This window comes from Aeromonas sp. Marseille-Q7275, from assembly GCF_965119515.1.
Map to the genome: position 1 here is coordinate 380,511 of NZ_CBCPLW010000001.1, position 19,979 is coordinate 400,489.

Sequence of the window (19,979 nt, forward strand, 5' to 3'; positions counted from 1 at the left end):
GATCCCTGCCCCTTGTTCATTGGCTTTCATCAGGCGGGAGCCAGCCGCTGGTGCAGGCTGCGGTAGTAGTCATCTTCCAGCAGAGCCTGGTGCGGGGCGCAGAGGCGGATCTTGCCCTCTTCCATCAGGGCCACCCTGTCCATCTGCTCCAGCCCCAGCAGGCGGTGGGAGATGAGCAGCAGGGAGCGCCTTGCCCCCAGCTTGAGCAGCAAGGCCATGATCTCCCGCTCGGTCTGGCTGTCGAGGCCTTCGGTCGGCTCATCGAGCAGCCAGAGCGGGGCGTCGTGCAGCAGGGCGCGGGCGATGCCGATGCGGCGGCGCTCGCCGCCGGAGAGGGGGCGGCCGCCATCCCCGAGCCAGGCGTCCAGTCCGCTCTCGGCCTCTTCATCTTCCCCTGCCAGCAGGGTGGCGAGACCCACCTGGGTGAGGACCTCGATCAGCCGCTCGTCGCTGGCGTCGGGGGCGGCCAGCTTGAGGTTGCCGCGCAGGGTATCGGCAAACAGATGCACCCGCTGGCTCACCACCGAGCAGGAGGCGCGCAGTGCCCCTTCGCCATACCGGGTCAGGGGCTTGCCATCCAGCAGTATCTCGCCGGTCTGCGCCGTCCACTCCCGTGTCAGCAGCCCCATCAGGGTGGACTTGCCACACCCTGTCTGCCCCAGCAGCGCCAGCTTCTCGCCGGGGTTCAGTTGCAGGGTACAGCCTCGCAGCACCGGGCCGTCCTGGCCCGGGTAGGTGAAGTGGAGATCCCGTATCTGCAAGGCGCCTTGAGTCGCGGGGGCTTGCTCCTCTCCCCACTCTGGCGCCTTGGCCTCCTGCAGTATCTCGTTGAGACGACGGGCCGAGGTGAGGCTGGTGGAGAGGTGCTGGAAGGCGCCCGCCAGGGGCAGCAGCGCCTCGAAGCTGGCCAGGGTGGCGAACACCATGAGCGCCGTGATGGGATCCGGGGCGCCACCGCCGACGCCGTGACCGGCGAGCCACAGCATCAGGGTCAGGGTCCAGCCGCTGAGCAGCTGGACCGAGAAGCTGGCGAGGCCGCTCACCCTGGCCATGCGGGCCTGGGCCTGGATCAGGGCCTGCTCGGCCTGTTGCAGCTCGGCCAGCGCCTTGGGGGCGGCGGCGAACATCTGCAGCTCGGCATGGCCGTCCAGGTAATCCACCATGCGGGTGCGCATGGTGGATTTTTCGGCGATGAGTCGACGACCGGGGGCGCGGCCGGCGAAATAGAACACCAGCGGCAGGGCCAGCATGCCAAAGAGCAGGATGGCCCCCAGGGTCAGCGCCAGGCGGCTGTCGAAGAAGGAGAGGAAGAACACCAGCCCGGCACAGCTGAGCAGGGCCGCTCCTATGGGAGTGACGAGGCGCAGGTAGACGTGATCCATGGCGTCGATGTCGGCCACCAGACGGTTGAGCAGATCCGCCTGACGAAAACCGGCCAGGGTGCCGGGGGAGAGGGGGGAGAGCCTTTGCCAGAACCAGACCCGCAACCGGGTGAGCACCCGGAAGGTGGCGTCGTGGCTCACCACCCGCTCACCCCAGCGGCTGGCGGTGCGCACTATGGAGAAGAAGCGCACGCCGCCGGCCGGGGTCATGTAGTTGAAGGTGTCCCGGCTGGCGACCGCCAGCCCCGCCACGGCGGCGGCGGAGAGGAACCAGCCTGAGAGAGAGAGCAGCCCCATCCCGGCCACCAGGGTGACCAGGGCCAGCAGCAGGCCGAGGGAGAGGCTGAGCCAGTGCTGGCGGTAGAGACGCAGGAACGGCAGTAGATCAGTCATCGAGAGAATCCCCTGAACGTTGGGATAGCAGACGGGCGAAGGGCCCCTGTGCCTGGCAGAGTTGCGCGAAGTGGCCTTGCTCCACCAGCTGGCCGCGCTCCAGCACCAGTATGTTGTCCATCTGGCTGAGCTGATCGAGGCGGTGGGTGATCATCAGCAGGGTCTGGCCTTTCGCAGCGTCTTCGAGCGTGCTCATGATGGCGCGTTCGGAGTGGCGATCCAGGCTGGCAGTGGGTTCATCCAGCACCATCAACTGGGTGGACTTGAGCAGGGTGCGGGCCAGGGCGAGGCGCTGGGCCTGGCCGACGGAGAGGCCACCGGCCTGATCCCCGACCGGATAGTCGAATCCCTTCTCCCTGGCAAATTCCCAGGCCTGGGCCCGCACCAGGGCGGCTTCCAGCTCGGCGTCGCTGGCCGTGGGCCTGGCCAGCAGCAGGTTGTCTCTCAGGGAGGCGTGGAACAGCTGGGGGTTCTGGGAGAGCCAGCCCAGTTGCAGCCGCCACTGGCTCATGTCCAGCTCGGCGAGCTCCTGGCCGTTGACACGGAGCGAACCGCGATAGGGGGCAAAGCCGAGCAGGGCGTTGACCAGGGAGCTCTTGCCGGCCCCGCTGATCCCGACCAGGGCTGTGCGCGTGCCTGCCTCAAGGGTGAAATCGATGGGGCCGACCAGTACCTTGCCCTCGGCGCTCAGCACCTCCAGGGCGCGGGCCTCCACCCTGATGGGGCCATCGGCCTGGAAGGGGGCACTCCCTGAGGCCGGCTCGCTGACCTCGGCCTCGAGAAACTCCAGCAACTGTTCGGCGGCGCCTATGGCCTGCGCCTTGGCGTGGTAGTGGGCGCCGAGTTCCCGCAGCGGCGCGTAAAACTCGGGAGCGAGAAACAGCACGAACAGGCCGGTAAAGAGCGTTACCTTGACGCCATAGTTGCCGAAGTTGAGGTGATCTATGTAAGAGAAGCCGAAGTAGACCGCCACCAGGGCCACCGCGATGGCGGCGAAGAACTCCAGCACGGCCGTGCTCAGGAAGGCGAGCCGCAGCACCTCCATGGTGCGCTCCCGAAAATCTTCCGAGGCGTCGCGAATGGCCTCTCCCTCCGCCTGGGTACGCATGAAGAGCTGCAGGGTACGCAAGCCCTTGAGGCGATCGAGGAAGTGGCCGGAGAGCCGCGCCAGGGACTGGAAGTTGCGGCGGTTGGCATCGGCGGCGCCGACCCCCACCAGGATCATGAAGAGCGGGATGAGGGGCGCAGTGCCGAGCAAGATGATGCCGGCGGCCCAGTTGACCGGGAACACGGCTACCAGGATCACCAGGGGGATGAAGACGGCTATGGCCATCTGGGGCAGATAGCGGGAGAAGAACTCCTGCATCTCTTCGATCTGCTCGAGCAGCAGGCTGGCCCAGCTGCCGGCTGGGCGGCGCTGGATATAGGCAGGGCCGAGGCGGGCGAGGCGGGTGAGTACCAGCTCGCGGATGGCCTGGCGCACCGCACTGCCCGCCCTGAAGCTTGCCACCTCACGGCCATAGGCCAGCGCGGCCTTGGTCAGGGTCACCAGCAGCAGGGCAATGAAGAGGGGAATGGACTGCTCGGGTGTGGTGCTCTCGATGATGAAGCCGTGGAGCAGGGTGGCCAGCAGCCAGGCCTGCATCACCATCAGTATGCCCTGACCCATGCCGAGCCCAATGGAAAGACCGATCCAGCGCCGGCCATGGCCCGATTGTTTGCGCAACCAGCCATAGAGATGTTTCTGCTTGTTCTTGTCCATTACCACCCTCCTCGGTCGAGTGGCGCAAGACTATCGTCGCCCCCACGGCTTGGCAACCTCGCAGATCCGGGAGTGTGAACGTCTTTGTTTGAAAAAGCAGCGCCATGCTCAATAGTTGGCCGAACAGCTTGATTTATGGCAAAAAACACGAAGGCGGTGATTGCGCTCGCCGGCAAAATGCATATAGTAGAGGCCACTGACGCGGGTGTAGTTCAATGGTAGAACGGTAGCTTCCCAAGCTGCATACGTGGGTTCGATTCCCATCACCCGCTCCACATTCTGATACCCGGTATATTTCCCGTCTCGTTGCTGCCTCCTTCTGGCACGTCTCTTCAGACGCCGATTCCATGCCTTGTATCTGCTGCGTTCCTGATGCCTTGCGGGCATCGTATAATGGCTATTACCTCAGCCTTCCAAGCTGATGATGCGGGTTCGATTCCCGCTGCCCGCTCCAGCTTTCATGCAAAAAGCCCACTCGACTGAGTGGGCTTTTTGTTTTGGCGGATCCGCGCGGTGACGGCGGCCGGAAACAGAAGAGGCGCCCGCAGGCGCCTCTCGCTTCACCGGGCAGGGATTATTCCTGCTCCAGCTCGCCACAGAAGCGGTAGCCTTCGCCATGAATGGTGGCGATGATCTCCGGGGTGTCACCCACGCTCTCGAAGTGCTTGCGAATGCGGCGGATGGTGACATCCACGGTACGGTCGTGGGGCTTGAGCTCACGGCCCGTCATCTTCTTGAGCAGCTCGGCACGGGTCTGGATCTGGCCCGGGTTTTCGCAGAAGTGCAGCATGGCACGGAATTCGGAGCGGGGCAGCTTGAACATGTCGCCCGCCGGGCTGACCAGGGCACGGCTGTTGATGTCCAGCGCCCAGCCATTGAACAGGTAACGCTCCACCAGCTTCTTCTCTTCGCCACCGGCGGCCACGTTCATGGTGCGGCTCAGCAGGTTGCGGGCACGTATGGTCAGCTCGCGGGGGTTGAACGGCTTGGTGATGTAGTCATCGGCGCCTATCTCCAGCCCCAGGATCTTGTCCACTTCGTTGTCACGGCCGGTCAGGAACATCAGGGCGATGTTATCATCTTCACGCAGCTCGCGTGCCAGCAGCAGGCCATTCTTGCCCGGCAGGTTGATGTCCATGATCACCAGGTTGATGGTGTGACTGGTCAGGGCCTGATGCATCTCGTCGCCATTGTTGGCTTCCAGCACTATGTAGCCTTCGGCCTCGAAGATGCTCTTGAGGGTGTTGCGGGTGACCAGCTCGTCTTCGACGATCAGAATATGTGGTGTTTGCATGAGTATTCCCAGATTCTTATCAGTTAATTATCGAAATTTTAACACTCTTTGGCGTTATCCGACCGGTCCTGAAAATTTATTACGTCATCCTGGGTATGAATATCAGGTCGAATCATCGCGAATTTGGTATCTATGTTGGCAAACATCCCTGTGCCGCACATAGGCTCTCAACAAGTCTGATCGAGAGGAGCCTGGAAGGGTAGTCCATTACAAAAGTTGCTGCATTTTATCAGTTAACAGGCGCATAACAACACTCTTTGCCGTCAGATAGCAACTTTTTAACTCAGGTTTGATATAAGTCAATCCCGAGGTTCGCTGCATCATACTTGGGCTGGCCCGCTTTTTCGCCCTTAAGAAATGTAATGGGATGCAACATGTGGTTGACATGACTTTGTGGGAAAACTACAGAAATGTGTGTTTTATTGCCCCCTTCGCCCCGCCCCCCTGGCCTGCCTACGCCATCGTCACGGCCTGGAATCCGGCCAGTCGGTGGGTGGGGATGCGCCGCAACACCCGGCGTCAACGCGCCCTGTCACGTCAGCTTGCCGATACCCTGGTGATGGGGCCCGTGTGGGGCAGCGATCCGGATGAGCGCTGGCAGGAGGCATCCCTGTTGCTGCGTCTTCCTCGGGCCGAGGCCATTCGGCTGGCCGCCCGCTTCGGCCAGAACGCCCTCTACTGGGTGGAGGAGGGCGAACTCTGGCTGGTGCCCGTCCTGCTGAAGGGAGCGCCATGCCACCTTGGCAAGCTGGCGTCCCGCTGGACTCTCAGCGCCTCTGCATGATGAGAGGCTGAATGGGCCTCACACCATACGGGGATAGCGGCTGCTTGCTGGATTGTCAGGCTGTCCACATGATGAAAGAATGAGCGGACTCATTCACTCCATGGAAGGATGCTGACAATGCTGGATCTACTGCCCGACCTTTGCGATCAACATGGCGATGCCCTGCAGGTGGCAGAGCCGCTGTTTCACGATTATGGCGGCAAGCCGCTGTTTTACGGCCAGGCGGTCACCCTCTCCTGCTTCGAGGACAACAGCCTGGTGCGCGAACTGGTCAACCGTCCAGGTCATGGCAAGGTGATGGTGATCGACGGGGGCGGCTCCCTGCGCCGGGCGCTGCTGGGGGATCAGCTGGCCATCAAGGCGGTGGAGCAGGGTTGGGAAGGGATCCTTATCCACGGCGCCGTGCGGGATGTGGGCACCCTGGCGACGCTGGCGCTCGGGGTCAAGGCGCTGGCGGCCTGTCCGGTCAAGACCGAGAAACGCGGACAGGGGGAGCTGGATGTGGTGCTGTCGTTTGCCGGGGTGAGCATAGCGCCAGGGGACTATGTCTACGCCGATCTCAATGGCGTGCTGGTCAGTGGCGCCAGGCTCCTCTGAGCCCTCAGAAGTTGAACCCCACCCCCAGGGTGAGGAAGTGCTCCGTGCTGAAGGCGCTGAGGCCGTAGTTGGCCGTGATGGCCAGCTGCGGCGTCACCAGCAGGCTGCTGTTGAGCTCCACCAGGGTGCTGGCCTTGCTCACCTCCAGCTGCTTGAGCTGGCTGCCGATGTTGAGCGAGGGGGAGAGGCGGTAGCGCACCCCCGAGCTGATATTGAAGCCGGTCTGCTCGCTGTGGCTGCCTACCGCCGGCCCGGCCTCCATGTAGAGGCTGATATCATCTTCTACCGGATACTGGTAGCCGGTGTTGATGAGCCAGATATCGAAATTGTCGCCGGTATGGGCCTGATTGCCGAGCAATACGCCGGAATAGCTTTTCACGTAGAGCTGGCTGTCGGCTTCGTTTTTGAGGAAATCCCAGTCGGCAGCCTGGGCCGAAAAGGCGAGACTTGATGCGAGTGCGATAACGAGAGACTTGACCATTCGTTTCCCCTCCTTGGGTCCGAACAGGACTACAAGCATGGCACATGCCAGCAGGGAGTAAAGGGAACCCCGATCACAATAAAAGAGTTTTAATCGGCGCCAGAGTCGTGATAAACAGGCCCCTCACTCTGTGTCTTCACGACTTTCTCCATCACGAGGTGAACTCATGAACAAGAAACTGACCCTGCTGGCCGCGCTGGCCCTGGGAGGCTGCGCCATGGCAACGGGTTCCACCCTGGCAGAGCTGCAAGCATCCACCTGGCAGTTGCAAGGGGCGAGCGGTGATACCTTCACCCTGCAGGTCGCCGGTGACAAGGTGGCGGGCAAGGGCGGCTGCAACCGCTACTTTGGCGGCATCACCCAGCAGGGTGACGGGGTATTGACGCTGGGCGCCATGGGCTCGACGCGCATGATGTGCGCAGGGGAGCTGGCCGGCAAGGAGATGAGCTACCTGCAGACGCTGGAGAAGGTGGCGAGCTTCCAGATAAGCGGCAAACAGCTGGTGCTGAAGGATGCCGGCAAGGCCACGCTGCTGACCTTCGATGCGGTGAAATAAGCGGGTTTGTCGTCAGGGGCTGTCGCAGCCTGACGCCAGAAAAAGGGACGCCACGGCGTCCCTTTTTGCTGTTTCAGCCGGGTTCATCCCCCCCGCTGAAAGCGAAAGCGCTTCTTGCGCCTGTAGGGATAGACATCCTCGAACACCCCCTCCTTGATGTTGCCCTGCAGCATCTTCCAGTAGTTAGCATCGAACAGCTCCTTGTGCAGCTGCATCATGATCTCCCGCACCTGGGGCTTTTGCAGCAGGAAGGTGGCGAACTCCTCGGGGAAGATGTCGTTCGGGGCCACCGAATACCAGGGCTCGGCGCTCCACTCGTCCTCCGGGTAGCGCGGCGGCGGGATCTGGCGGAAGTTGCACTCCGTCATGTAGCAGATCTCGTCGTAGTCGTAGAAGACCACCCGGCCGTGGCGGGTCACGCCGAAGTTCTTGAACAGCATGTCCCCGGGGAAGATGTTGGCCGCCGCCAGCTGGCGGATGGCGTTGCCATACTCCTCCAGGGCGAGCCGGGTCTGCTGCTCGTCCGCCTGATCCAGATAGAGGTTCAGCGGGATCATCTTGCGCTCCGTGTAGAGGTGCTTGATCACCAGCTTGTCGGCGGTGATGGTGAGCGCCGAGGGGGCCACCGACTTGAGCTCGGCCAGCAGTTCGGGGGAGATGCGGTCCAGGGGAAACTCGAAGTTGGTGAACTCCTGGGTGTCGGCCATGCGGCCCACCCTGTCGTGCTGTTTCACCAGCCGGTATTTCGCCTTCACCTGCTCGTGGCTCACATCCTTGGGCGGGGTGAACTCGTCCTTGATCACCTTGAACACCACGTCGTAGGAGGGGAGGGTGAACACGCTCATCACCATCCCCTTGATGCCGGGGGCGATGACGAACTGCTCCCGGCTCTGGGCAAGGTGCTGCTGGTAGTGACGATAGAGCTCGGTCTTGCCGTGCTTCTGGCAACCGATGGCGTTGTAGATCTCGTAGTCCGGCTTGCGGGGCATGATCTGGCGCAGGAAGAGCACGAACAGGGCAGGCACAGGGGCATATACCATGAAGTAGGCGCGGGCGAAGCCGAATACGATGGAGGCCAGCTCAGGCTCGAAGATGACGGTGTCCACATAGATGCTCTGGCCCGTGCTGAGCAGGGGCAGGATGAAGGGATACACCTCGCCCTTCACCCGAATGAGCCCCACCAGATAGGCCCCCTTGTTGCGGTAGAACACCTCCTTGAGCAGCTCGATGGCGAACGGCTCCTCGTGCAGTATGGCCGGCCCGCTCTCCGCCAGATGGCGATGAATGTCGATGATGTCCCGCTGCTTGTCCTCAAAGGGCAGGGTGAAGCTGTAATCCCTGAGCAGCTGGCTCAGGGTCTGGGGCAGGTGGGCAAGGTCGGTGCGATAGACTCGCAGCAAGGCGCTCAGATCCGGGTGCTCACCCCGACTGCGAAAGGGGTGGATGTAGAGGTTCTCGTCGCGGATGTTGCGATGGCGGAAGATCCGGCGATAGACGGAGTTGAAGAAGGACTCCGCCACCTCGAAGTTCTCGCAGCGGGGCAGCAGATCGCTGAAGGCCCCCTTCACCTGCTTGAGCAGGGCCTGGGTCGGCAGCTGCTCCCCCATCATCTGCTTGATGAGGGCCGTGGTGGCGCCGACGTGATGATCATAGAGGCGAATGCGCTCGCGCCCGGCGAGCTGCACCCCCAACCAGTCGCTGTTCTCGAAGCGGCTCTTGCTGCCCTGGGTTATCTCGAGAAAGCGGCTGTAAAACGATTCGAAACGCTGCAAGATCGTCTCGGCGACCGCCTGTTCCAATGGCTGCTGCATCTCTCTCTTCCTTGTGATGTATCGGGCCCATGGCGTCTGTGCCGGTAGGGCGGGGACCCACTCGTCCGGCCACTATGGCAACATCCAAACATCTGTTCAAGTGGCAATGTTCGGAGATAAACGGTAGATTGCGCCCCTGTTTTGCCGGCGGTTTGCTGCAGTTCGCGGCGTCGGCCCTGTTCAGGAGAAACCCGATGAAACTCTATTTTGTACTGGTGGCCCCCGCTCGCGCGGCGAACGTGGGTGCGGCCGCCCGCGCCATGAAAACCATGGGCTTCGATGCCATGCGACTGGTAGGGAGCCGGGTACACGAAGAGGAGGAGGCGAGCTGGGTCGCCCATGGCGCCCAGGAGATCCTGGCCGAGGCTGAAGCCTTTGACACCCTGGAAGCGGCTCTGGCCGACATGGATCTGGTGGTCGCTACCACGGCCCGCCAGCGCGGCCGCTATCAGCACTACCTCACCCCGGCCGAGATCCGCGATCAGATCCGCGCCAAGCCCTCCCTTGGGAAGGTGGCCATCGTCTTCGGTTGCGAGGAGTCGGGTCTCTCCAACGAACAGCTTGCCCAGGTGGATCTCATTAGCTATCTGCCCCTCAAGGTGAGTTATCCCTCCTTGAATCTGGGGCAGGCGATCATGCTGTATGCCTACGAGATGAGTCCCCTGCTGGACGAACCCCAGGCAGTAGCAGAAAATTTTGATGGTGCCGGGCAGGTTCGCGTACTCAAATCAAAAACAGCAGAATTACTTGGTGAACTCGGAGTTTATCAGGATGAAAAACTGCATCAATGGGTGATGGACCGAGTGCCCATGCTGCCGCAGCGGGATCTGAATATGCTGCATCTGCTCTGCAAAGACCTCGCCCGCAAGTTTGGCAAGGAGGTTTAGGTTGACAGCCCAAGGTCCGGCAAGGTATTGCTAACAACCAGTTTCGTTCAAGAGTGTTCGTCATGCAGCTATTCACCAACATCATCATCACCACCACCATTATTACCGGTACCACCACAGGTGGCACTGGGGCCGGTTGATGCGCTGACGAACAAGCACAGAAATCTTAAAAGGCCCGTACCCACCCAGTACGGGCCTTTTTGTTGGATTGATTTTTAGATTGAATTTCATAGATTTACAGGGAGAGAAAGCGATGAGAGTGTTGAAATTTGGCGGGTCGTCACTGGCCGACGCAGAGCGTTTCTTACGGGTCGCCGATATCGCGGTGAACACCCACGGCCAATCCCAGGTTGCCCTGGTGCTGTCGGCACCGGCCAAGGTGACCAACCACCTGGTCGCCCTGGTGGAGCAGACCAGTCGCGGCATGGATGCAAGCAGTACCCTGTTCGAGATCAACGGCATCTTCTCCCGTTTGCTGGCGGGCTTGAAGGCGGCCTACCCGGCGCTGGATGACAAGGCGCTGCAGGCTCGTCTCACCGCCGAGCTGGATCAGGTGGAGCGGCTGATGCAGGGCATTCGTCTGCTGGGCCTCTGCCCGGACAACGTCCAGGCCCGCATCCTGAGCCGGGGGGAGAACCTCTCCATCGCCTTCATGCACGAGTTGCTGCGGGTGCGCGGCCTCGAGCTGGATCTCATCGTGCCGGAGCAGCTGCTGGTCACCGACGGCGGCTACCTTGAAGCCCACGTCGACATCGAAGCCTCCCGCCTGCGCTTTGCCGCCAAGGGGCTGCGTAGCGATTGTCTCTACCTGATGCCGGGCTTCACCGGCGGCAGCGACAAGGGTGAAACCGTGCTGCTTGGCCGTAACGGCTCCGACTACTCCGCCGCCGTGCTGGCCGCCTGCGTGGACGCCGAGTGCTGCGAGATCTGGACAGACGTGGAAGGCTGCTACAACTGCGACCCGCGCCTGGTGCCGGATGCCTACCTGCTGAAAACCCTCTCCTATAAAGAGGCGATGGAGCTCTCCTATTTCGGTGCCAAGGTGCTGCACCCGAAAACCATCGCCCCCGTGGCCCAGTTCCACATTCCCTGCCTCATCAAGAACAGCTTCAACCCCCAGGGGCCGGGCACCCTCATCGGCGTCGAGCAGGGGGATGACGATCTCAAGGTTAAGGCCATCTCGGATCTCTCCGGCATGTGCATGTTCAACGTCTCCGGCCCCGGCATGAAGGGCATGGTGGGCATGGCCGGTCGCATCTTCTCCGCCGTCTCCCGCGCCGGGGTCAGCATCGTCCTCATCACCCAGTCATCCTCCGAGTACAGCGTCAGCTTCTGTATCCACAGCTATGACAGCGACAAGACCCGCAAGGTGCTGGAGCGCGAGTTCGAGCTGGAGTTCAAGAACCAGCTGCTGGATCCGCTCGAGATCATGACAGATCTCGCCATCATCTCCCTCATCGGGGATGGCATGCGCACCTCCAAGGGGATGGCGGCGCGCTTCTTCACCTCTCTGGCCCAGGCCTCCATCAACATAGTCGCCATCGCCCAGGGCTCGAGCGAGCGATCTATCTCCGCCGTGGTGCGGGATCGCAAGGTGGCGGAAGCCATCAAGGCGTGCCACCAGAACTTCTTCGGCAGCCAGCAGTTCATCGATCTCTTTGTGGTCGGGGTGGGTGGCGTCGGTGCGGCCCTGGTGGATCAGATTGCCCGCCAGCAGCCGGTCTTGGCGGAGCAGGGCACCGGCCTGCGGGTGGTCGGTATCGCCAACAGCCGCCAGATGGCGGTCAACAAGGATGGCCTGAGCCTCGCCAACTGGCGTGAGCAACTGGTGGAAGCCCGTGACAGTTTCAGCCTGGAGGCGGTGAAGAAGCTGGTGGAAGAGAGCCACCTCATCAACCCGGTGATCGTCGATTGCACCTCGAGCGAGGCCGTCGCCGTCCAGTACGCCGACTTCCTGGCCGCCGGTTTCCATGTGGTCACCCCGAACAAGAAGGCCAATACCGGGTCGCTGGATTACTACAAGGCGCTGCGCCGCACCGCCCGTCAGACCCGCCGCAAGTTCCTGTACGAGACCAACGTCGGCGCGGGCCTGCCGGTCATCGAGAACCTGCAGAACCTCATCAAGGCCGGTGACAAGCTGCGCGCCTTCGACGGCGTGCTGTCCGGGTCGCTCTCCTTCATCTTCGGCAAGCTGGATGAGGGCATGGCGTTCTCCGAGGCGACCAAGATTGCACGTGGCAACGGCTTCACCGAGCCGGATCCCCGCGACGATCTCAACGGCATGGACGTGGCCCGCAAGCTGCTGATCCTGGCCCGCGAGGCCGGCATGGCGCTGGAGCTCTGTGATGTGGAAGTGGAGCAGGCGCTGCCCCCAGGCTTTGATGTGAGCGGCGATGTGGAGTCCTTTATGGCCCGCCTGCCGGAAGCTGACGGCTGGTTCCGCGATCAGTTCGCGGCCGCCCAGCGGGAAGGCAAGGTGCTGCGCTACGTCGGTTCCATCGAGGGTGGCAAGTGCAAGGTCGCCATCAAGGCGGTCGGTGCCGACGAGCCCCTGTTCAAGGTAAAAGACGGGGAGAATGCGCTCGCCTTCTTCTCCACCTATTACCAGCCCATCCCCCTGGTGCTGCGCGGCTATGGCGCAGGGACCGAAGTGACCGCCGCGGGTGTCTTCGCCGACGTGCTGCGCACCCAGAACTGGAAGCAGGAGCTGTAACATGAGTTCAGCGATGAACCCCGATTTTGAACAAGATGCCATGGCGCAGGGCGGCAGCGTGGTCGCCTATGCCCCGGCCTCCAGCGCCAACCTGAGTGTGGGCTTTGACGTACTGGGGGCAGCGCTCGCCCCCGTGGATGGTTCCCTGCTCGGGGATCGCGTCCAGGTAAAGGCGGCCGATGTGGCGTTTGCCCTCTCCTCCGTGGGCCGCTATGCCCACAAGCTGCCGGATGATCCAAAGAAGAACATCCTCCATGACTGCTGGCTTGCCTATGGGGAGGCCCTGGAGAAGCGCGGCCTGAGACTCAAGCCGCTGGAGATGGTGCTGGAGAAGAACCTGCCGGTGGGCTCGGGTCTGGGTTCCAGCGCCTGCAGCGTGGTGGCGGCACTCGAAGGGCTCAACGCCTTCCACGGCGCCCCCCTCAATGAACACGACATGCTGCTCTTGATGGGGGAGATGGAAGGCAAGATCTCCGGCTCCGTCCACTACGACAACGTGGCGCCCTGTTATCTGGGCGGCATGCAGCTGGTGCTGGAAGAGCACGGCGTCATCAGCCAGGGCATTCCGGTGTTCGAGCAGTGGTACTGGGTGGTCTGCTATCCGGGTACAGTGGTCTCCACCGCCGCCGCCCGTGCCATACTGCCGGCCCAGTATCGCCGTCAGGATTGCCTCACCTATGGCCGTCGCCTGGCGGCCTTCGTGCACGCCAGTTACACAGGGCAGGAGGGGTTGGCGGCCAGCGTGCTCAAAGACGTGATCGCCGAGCCTTACCGCGCGGCCCTGATCGAAGGCTTCAACGAGGTGCGGGCCCAGGCGGCCCAGAACGGGGCGCTCGCCACCGGCATCTCGGGCTCAGGTCCCACCGTGTTCGTGGTGATGAAGGATCTGGCCCAGGCCGAGCGGATGAAAGAGTGGATGGAAGCGCATTTCGTGCACAATGAAGATGGATTTGCCCGGGTCTGCAAACTGGACATGGCCGGGGCACGGGTAACAGGAAGCGAGCTATGAATCTTTACAATATCAAGGACAACAGCGAACAGGTGAGCTTCGCCCAGGCGGTGCGCCAGGGTCTGGGCCGCGAGCAGGGGCTCTTCTTCCCCGAAACCATCGCGCCCCTGGCCGATGTGGATGCCCTGCTGGAGCTGCCGCTCGCCGAGCGCTCCGCGCGCATCATCAGCCACCTGCTGGGGGACGAAGTGCCCAAGCCTAAGGTGAGCGAGCTGATCAATGCCGCCTTTACCTTCCCGGCGCCCCTGGTGAAGCTCAAAGACGGCACCTATGCCCTCGAGCTGTTCCACGGCCCGACCCTGGCGTTCAAGGACTTCGGCGGCCGCTTTATGGCCCAGTGCCTGGCGACCTTCCGCACCAACGACAAGATCACTATCCTCACCGCCACCTCGGGCGACACCGGCGCCGCCGTGGCCCACGCCTTCTACGGCCTGGAGGGGATCGAGGTGGTTATCCTCTACCCCAAGGGCAAGATAAGCCCGCTGCAGGAGGCGCTGTTCTGCACTCTGGGTGGCAACATCCGCACCATCGCCATCGACGGCGACTTCGATGCCTGCCAGGCGCTGGTCAAAGATGCCTTTGACGACGAGGCGCTGAAGAAGGCGATTGGCCTTAACTCCGCCAATTCCATCAACATCAGCCGCCTGCTGGCCCAGGTCTGCTACTACTTCGAGGCCGTGGCCCAGTTGCCGAAAGCCGACCGCGCCAAGGTGGTCATCAGTGTGCCGTCCGGCAACTTCGGCAACCTCACCGCGGGTCTCATCGCCAAGGCGCTGGGGCTGCCGGTGAAGCGCTTTATCGCCGCCACCAACGCCAATGACACAGTGCCGCGCTACTTGAAAACCGGCAGTTGGGAGCCGCACCAGACGGTCGCGACCCTCTCCAACGCCATGGACGTGAGCCGCCCCAACAACTGGCCACGGGTGGAAGAGCTGTGCCGCCGTGAAGGCTGGGCGCTGGAGACCCTGGGGTCTGGCATGCGTGACGATGCCCAGACTCGCGATGCGCTCAAACGCCTGCATCAGCTCGATTACCTGTGCGAGCCTCACGGCGCCATCGCCTGGGATCTGCTGAACGAGCAGCTGGCTGAAGATGAAGTGGGGGTGTTCCTCTGCACCGCCCATCCGGCCAAGTTCAAGGAGTCGGTGGACGAGATCCTGAATCTGGATGTGCCGCTGCCAGGCCCGCTTGCCAAGCATGCCGCGCTGCCGCTGCTCTCCCACAACCTGCCCGCAGACTTTGGCCGCCTCAAGGCCTTCCTGCTCGGCTAAGTCGCCATGAGGCGCTGAAGATCCCCCGCTTTTATCACGAGAGCGGGGGATTTTTTATGTCTGGCAGAGGGCGGGAAACCCGCATTGGATTAAGCACCTGTTCACGATAAGAGCGTGAGCAGATCCTAAGGAGCACGACATGAGCCAGCATCCCCTTCGCACCTTGATCGAGACCTGCGACGCCGCCATCTCCCGGCGCGACTTCGACGCCCTGATGGCCTTCTACGCCGAAGACGCCGCCCTGGTGGTCAAGCCCGGCATGGTGGTGCGTGGCATCCCTGTCATCCGCCGCGCCTTCACCGCCATCTCCGAGTACTTTGACGGCCGCCTTGAGGTGACACAGGGGGCCATGGAGGTGATAGAGGGGGCCGACAACGCCCTGGTGATCATGGAGACCCGGCTGCGCTACCCGGGCGGCGAGGGCTGGATTGATGAAACCCGCCGCGCCACCTATGTGTTTCGCAAAGAGCCCGGCGGGCAGTGGCGCTGCACAGTGGACAACTCCTACGGCACATCCCTGCTGGCGGCGCAGCAGCATGGCGATCTGCCTGCTACCGACTAGCACAGTGCCACAAGATCGGCGCAACCAAGGCGTGTAAGTCGGGACACCCACCTTTTTGACATGTGATGAGAGATAGCCAGCCAGGTAATGGCTGGAGTGTAAGTCGGGACACCCACCTTTTTGACAGCGGTTTAGTCGTGTACTTGGCTTGAGAGGTCACAGCCTAGGGGGTGAGCCATGACCATTGCCCGTTCACGTCAAATCAGCCTGCAAGATACGCCTTACTACCATGTGGTCAGCCGCTGCGTGCGGCGAGCTTTTCTATGCGGGGAAGATGCCCATTCTGGTCAGAGTTACGAGCATCGTCGCCAATGGGTGGTCGACAAGCTGGGCCAACTGTCGCGACTGTTTGCCATCGGTATTTGTGCTTATGCGGTGATGAGCAACCACTATCACCTGGTGCTCAAAGTGGAGCCCGACACCGCAGCAAGTTGGAGCGAGCGGGAGGTGGCCGAACGTTGGGCGGCACTGTTCCAGTGGCCGCTATTGGTACGGCGCTGGTATCAGGGGGAATCCCTGATTGAGCCCGAGCGGACTGTGGTGCAACAACTGATAGGGCAGTGGCGGGAGCGGCTTCATTCCATCAGCTGGTTTGTGCGGCTGCTCAATGAAAATCTGGCACGGCAGGCGAATCGGGAAGATGGCTGCAAGGGCCATTTCTGGGAAGGACGCTTCAAGAGTCAGGCTCTGCTCACCGAGCCAGCCCTGTTGGCCTGCATGGCCTACGTTGACCTCAACCCGATACGGGCGGCATTGGCTGACCGACCTGAGGAGAGCGATTACACCAGCATCAAGCAACGCTTTGAGGGAGAGCAACCAGACGCGCCATTGCCACCTTTATTGCTGCCATTCGCAAGCCAAGCCCAACCGGAGGGCCTGCCTTATGCCTTTACCGATTATCTAATGCTGGTGGATTGGACAGGTCGCGCGATAAGAGCTGACAAGCGGGGTTATATACCTGCTCACCTGGCTCCCATTCTGGCGCGATTGGGCCTTGATGGTGCCCGTTGGTTGAAACAAGTGACACTGTTCAGGCGCCAGGGCATCAGAGTGGTGGGTGACAAAGACCACTGCCAGCAGTTTGCCAGGCACTGCGGCCAGCGACGATGCCATCAGCCACCTTGTTAATCCGTTTGATCCCGTTTTCCCCCTTGGCATTTGTGTGGTGTCAGGCATTACCACGTCTGAACACGCGGCCCGCCACGTAAAAATTGCTTGCTTACCCGATCTCTAGCGGGCTCTTGGGGGAGCTATGAGAGATATAGCCAACTAAGCAATGGCTGGCTCAGAAAGGTGGGTGTCCCAGGTTTCTTCCAGTGCCCGTTGGTTGAAACAAGTGACACTGTTCAGGCGCCAGGGCATCAGAGTTGTGGGTGACAAAGACCACTGCCAGCAGTTTGCCTGGCACCGCGGCTAGCGACGATGCCATCAGCCACCTTGTTAATCCGTTTGATCCCGTTTTATCCCCCTTGGCATTTGTGTGGTATCAGGCATTACCACGTCTGAACACGCGGCCCGCCAAGTAAAAATCGCTTGCTTACCCGATCTCTAGCGGGTTCTTGGGGGAGCTGTGTGTGATGAGAGAGATAGCCAGCTAAGCAATGGCTGGCTCAGAAAGGTGGGTGTCCCAGGTTTTTCTTTTTTGCGCCAGCTCAACAATTGCAGCTTCGGGTTGAGTAGATGGAGAGTGCCGTGGGCTGCCCCATGGGTTTCCGTCAACTAGCCAGATGACGGCCAATAAAATTCCCCCTTGATGGGGGATTTTTATTGCTCGGGTAGGGCGCCTGCTCGGCAAACCTGTCGGGTGCCAGGGCGCGACCCGTTTGCCCATGACAGCGCCATCAGGCCCCGGTTTCGGGCGGGGTATGTTCGGGGGCGCCGCTCAGCAGATCCTGCCCCTGGTCCTGGCTTAGCACCAGATAGCGTTCGTACTGGCGCAAGACGTCGGCGCTCAGCTCGTCCCGGGTCAGGTACTGGATGTCGTAACCGGCGCGGCCGTCGGCGAAGAAGGTGATGGGCTCGAAGATGCGGGCCTCGGGATCGTGGTTGTGGGTCGCCTCCAGGGGGTTGAAGGCGGGGGCGGGGCGGGCCTCGATGCGCACCCCGTAGCAGAAGTCCCGCCGTCCCTCCTGAGGCACCAGCAGGTGGCACTGATCCGCATCCTGCTCGACCCGGCTGGTGAGCCCGCGGGCCTCGAACTCCCGGCACAGGGCGGTCAGGGCGGGCAGGGCTGTCTCGCGCAGGAAGCGGCGGGCATCCTCCTCGGTGGAGGGGCTCAGCAGGTGATCCATGCGGGTGCGCCACTGCTTGCCGTTCCAGAAGTCGGTGGCGGGGGAGAGGCGTCTGGCCGAGTGCTCCTTGTCCGCAATCAGGCCGCGCACCAGACCGAGGCAGAGCAGCACCATGATGAAGGCGAATGGCAGGGCGGCGATCAGCGTCATGGATTGTAGCGCCGCCAGCCCCCCCGTGCTCATCAGGGTGCCCGCGGTGACACCGAGCAGCAGGGCCCAGAACAGGCGCTGCCAGATGGGGGAGCCCTCCTTGCCCTGGGTGGCGATGTTGTCGATGACGAAGGCCCCCGAGTCGGCGGAGGTGACGAAGAAGACGCTGATGAGGATCACCGCCAGCGCCGAGGTGATGTCGGCCCCCGGCAAGAGGTCAAAGAAGTTGAACAGCAGGGTGTCTATGTTGCCGACCGAGTCGATCAGGGTCTGGCCCCCCTCCTGCTGGCTGGCCCAGATGGCCGCGTTGCCGAACACCGTCATCCACAGCAGGTTGAAGGCGGTGGGCACGAACAAGACGCCCAGGATGAACTCGCGCAGGGTGCGCCCGCGGGAGATGCGGGCGATGAAGAGGCCGACGAAGGGGGACCAGGAGATCCACCAGGCCCAGTAGAGCAGGGTCCAGTTGCCAAACCAGCCCGCCTGGCGGGTCTCGCTGTAGGTGAAGGTGCGGAAGGTGAGCTGGCTCAAGGAGGAGACATAGTTGCCTATGTTCTCGGACAGGGCCCCCAGCAGGTACTGGGTGGGGCCGGCCACCAGTACGAACAGCAGCAGCACTATGGCGAGGAAGAGGTTCAGCTCGGAGAGGCGCTTGACCCCCTTGTCGAGCCCGGTGACCGCCGACAGACCGGCCAGGGCGATGACGACCCCGATGAGGCCGAAGCGGAACAGCTCCCCCGAGGTGTCCATCCCAGTGAGCCGGGTGATCCCCGCCGACAGTTGCAAGACCCCGTAACCGAGGGTGGTGGCGATACCGAAGATGGTGCCCACCAGGGCGAACACGTCCACCGCGTGGCCGAGCGGCCCGTGGATCTTCTCCTTGAAGATGGGGTAGAGGCCCGAGCGTATGGTCAGGGGCAGGTTGTAGCGAAAGCCGAAGTAGGCCAGCACCAGGCCGACGATGGCGTAGATGGCCCAGGCGTGAAAGCCCCAGTGGAAGAAGGTGGTGACCATGGCCTCGCGAGCGGCAACCGGGGTCAGGGGGGTCGCCTGGGGCGGGGAGACGAAGTGGGTCATGGGCTCGCCCACCCCGAAATACATGAGCCCTATGCCCATGCCGGCGGCAAACAGCATGGCGAGCCAGGAGGTGAAGCTGAACTCGGGCCTGGCGTCGTCCGGCCCGAGCCGGATGTTGCCGTAGCTGCTAAAGGCCAGCACCAGCAGCAGGATCAGGAACATGCCGACCACCAGCACATAGAACCAGCTGAAGTGATCGGCTATCCAGCTCTGGCCGCTGCCAAAGAAGCGGGCGGCCGCCTCCGGCGCCAGGGAGCAGACGGCCAGCAGCCCCAGGATGAAGAGCAGACCCGGGATTGAAGATGGGCAGTGACAGTGTGCATCTGGGGGGGCGAGGAGCATTCATGGGGCACCTTTGGGTAGAGGGACTCAAGACACTATAGGGCCATTGTTCACAAAAGAGACTAAAAGAGCGGGCATTCTGGTCACTCCCCCCCAGGTGCGCCCGCTCCCGCCTCTGGCGGAACACAGGGGGGGCGGCTTGGTTGTCTTCAAACGGGGCGACTATAGTGCAACCTGAAAGGAGAGGGGCGCTGAGCCTTGTCCCTTTGTCGCCAGAATCACAATCAAATCAACAACGAGGGTTTGCCAGATGAAATACATTGCCATCCTGATGACGGTATTTTTGTTCGGTATGGGGACGGCCCACAGCGCGGCGCAGCAGGAGTGCGAGGCCCAGGCGGCGGCGAAGAAGCTGGCGGGGGCCGCCAAGACCAGCTTTGTGGGCAAGTGCGTCAAGGATGCCTCGGCCAGCACCAGGGCGAGCCAGTGCGAGAAGGCGGCCGCCGACAAGAAATTGGCCGGGGCGGCCAAGAACAGCTTTATCCAGAAGTGCGTGAAGACGGACGCCGCCACCGACAAGACGGCTCAGTGCGAGAAGGCGGCCGCCGACAAGAAGCTCGCCGGGGCGGCCAAGAACAGCTTCGTGCAAAAGTGTGTCAAGACCACCTGAGCCCGGG

At 62.3% G+C, this 19,979-nt stretch carries 16 protein-coding genes and 2 tRNA genes; 12 read left to right on the forward strand and 6 right to left on the reverse strand.

Annotated features, from left to right (window positions below; genetic code table 11):
• Positions 1 to 29 precede the first annotated feature (29 nt).
• Positions 30 to 1,775 carry a heme ABC transporter ATP-binding protein/permease CydC gene (gene cydC / locus ACWPWQ_RS01730; RefSeq protein ID WP_454008856.1) on the reverse strand — a complete coding sequence of 582 codons (1,746 nt, stop codon included), beginning with the start codon at positions 1,773 to 1,775 and terminating at the stop codon, positions 30 to 32.
• Complete coding sequence (cydD, locus tag ACWPWQ_RS01735; protein WP_265436320.1) at positions 1,768 to 3,537, reverse strand: heme ABC transporter permease/ATP-binding protein CydD; 1,770 nt, start codon at positions 3,535 to 3,537, stop codon at positions 1,768 to 1,770. The genes cydC and cydD overlap by 8 nt, the downstream gene beginning before the upstream one ends.
• Positions 3,538 to 3,738: 201 nt before the next feature.
• Here cydD and ACWPWQ_RS01740 point away from each other — a divergent pair.
• Positions 3,739 to 3,812, forward strand: a tRNA-Gly gene (locus ACWPWQ_RS01740).
• A 104-nt stretch (positions 3,813 to 3,916) separates the two neighbouring features.
• A tRNA-Gly gene (locus tag ACWPWQ_RS01745) sits at positions 3,917 to 3,991 on the forward strand.
• Positions 3,992 to 4,111: 120 nt separating this feature from the next.
• Here the strand turns inward: ACWPWQ_RS01745 and arcA are convergent.
• Entirely contained in the window at positions 4,112 to 4,831 is a 720-nt protein-coding gene (gene arcA / locus ACWPWQ_RS01750; RefSeq protein WP_010673581.1) for a two-component system response regulator ArcA, read from the reverse strand.
• A gap of 385 nt (positions 4,832 to 5,216) precedes the next feature.
• Here arcA and ACWPWQ_RS01755 point away from each other — a divergent pair, with 385 nt between their 5' ends.
• Positions 5,217 to 5,615: a DUF3293 domain-containing protein gene (locus ACWPWQ_RS01755; protein ID WP_454008857.1), complete on the forward strand. Its 399-nt coding sequence runs from the start codon at positions 5,217 to 5,219 to the stop codon at positions 5,613 to 5,615.
• 117 nt (positions 5,616 to 5,732) lie between these two features.
• A complete protein-coding gene (locus ACWPWQ_RS01760) occupies positions 5,733 to 6,212 on the forward strand; it encodes a putative 4-hydroxy-4-methyl-2-oxoglutarate aldolase (RefSeq protein ID WP_247626951.1) in 480 nt (159 codons plus the stop codon).
• 4 nt (positions 6,213 to 6,216) lie between these two features.
• Here ACWPWQ_RS01760 and ACWPWQ_RS01765 read toward each other — a convergent pair whose 3' ends face one another.
• Positions 6,217 to 6,693: a hypothetical protein gene (locus ACWPWQ_RS01765; RefSeq protein WP_429158510.1), complete on the reverse strand. Its 477-nt coding sequence runs from the start codon at positions 6,691 to 6,693 to the stop codon at positions 6,217 to 6,219.
• 166 nt (positions 6,694 to 6,859) lie between these two features.
• On the opposite strand from ACWPWQ_RS01765, the gene ACWPWQ_RS01770 reads away from it, so the two are divergent.
• Positions 6,860 to 7,249, forward strand: coding sequence for an META domain-containing protein (locus tag ACWPWQ_RS01770; protein WP_427232458.1), 390 nt, complete (start codon positions 6,860 to 6,862; stop codon positions 7,247 to 7,249).
• Between the two features lie 83 nt (positions 7,250 to 7,332).
• Here ACWPWQ_RS01770 and aceK read toward each other — a convergent pair whose 3' ends face one another.
• Positions 7,333 to 9,060 carry a bifunctional isocitrate dehydrogenase kinase/phosphatase gene (gene aceK, locus ACWPWQ_RS01775; RefSeq protein ID WP_454008858.1) on the reverse strand — a complete coding sequence of 576 codons (1,728 nt, stop codon included), beginning with the start codon at positions 9,058 to 9,060 and terminating at the stop codon, positions 7,333 to 7,335.
• 194 nt (positions 9,061 to 9,254) lie between these two features.
• Between aceK and ACWPWQ_RS01780 the strand changes: the two genes are divergently transcribed.
• The 6 genes from ACWPWQ_RS01780 (at position 9,255) to ACWPWQ_RS01805 (ending at position 16,630) form a co-directional block, all read left to right on the forward strand.
• Positions 9,255 to 9,947 (forward strand): tRNA/rRNA methyltransferase, encoded by a 693-nt coding sequence (locus ACWPWQ_RS01780; RefSeq protein ID WP_454008859.1) that lies wholly within the window; start codon positions 9,255 to 9,257, stop codon positions 9,945 to 9,947.
• 253 nt (positions 9,948 to 10,200) lie between these two features.
• Entirely contained in the window at positions 10,201 to 12,660 is a 2,460-nt protein-coding gene (thrA, locus tag ACWPWQ_RS01785; protein WP_202046816.1) for a bifunctional aspartate kinase/homoserine dehydrogenase I, read from the forward strand.
• 40 nt (positions 12,661 to 12,700) lie between these two features.
• On the forward strand, positions 12,701 to 13,669 hold the full coding sequence (gene thrB / locus ACWPWQ_RS01790) for a homoserine kinase (RefSeq protein WP_454008903.1): 969 nt from the start codon (positions 12,701 to 12,703) through the stop codon (positions 13,667 to 13,669).
• The gene (gene thrC / locus ACWPWQ_RS01795) at positions 13,666 to 14,940 is read left to right on the forward strand and encodes a threonine synthase (RefSeq protein ID WP_454008860.1); all 1,275 of its coding nucleotides are present in this window, start codon (positions 13,666 to 13,668) and stop codon (positions 14,938 to 14,940) included. The genes thrB and thrC overlap by 4 nt, the downstream gene beginning before the upstream one ends.
• 139 nt (positions 14,941 to 15,079) lie before the next feature.
• Entirely contained in the window at positions 15,080 to 15,502 is a 423-nt protein-coding gene (locus ACWPWQ_RS01800) for a YybH family protein (protein WP_454008861.1), read from the forward strand.
• 177 nt (positions 15,503 to 15,679) lie between these two features.
• Positions 15,680 to 16,630 (forward strand): transposase, encoded by a 951-nt coding sequence (locus ACWPWQ_RS01805; protein WP_454008862.1) that lies wholly within the window; start codon positions 15,680 to 15,682, stop codon positions 16,628 to 16,630.
• 713 nt (positions 16,631 to 17,343) lie between these two features.
• Here ACWPWQ_RS01805 and ACWPWQ_RS01810 read toward each other — a convergent pair.
• Positions 17,344 to 19,362 (reverse strand): BCCT family transporter, encoded by a 2,019-nt coding sequence (locus ACWPWQ_RS01810; protein ID WP_454008863.1) that lies wholly within the window; start codon positions 19,360 to 19,362, stop codon positions 17,344 to 17,346.
• 250 nt (positions 19,363 to 19,612) lie between these two features.
• Here ACWPWQ_RS01810 and ACWPWQ_RS01815 point away from each other — a divergent pair, with 250 nt between their 5' ends.
• Positions 19,613 to 19,972 (forward strand): hypothetical protein, encoded by a 360-nt coding sequence (locus ACWPWQ_RS01815; RefSeq protein ID WP_454008864.1) that lies wholly within the window; start codon positions 19,613 to 19,615, stop codon positions 19,970 to 19,972.
• The last annotated feature ends 7 nt before the right edge of the window (positions 19,973 to 19,979 follow it).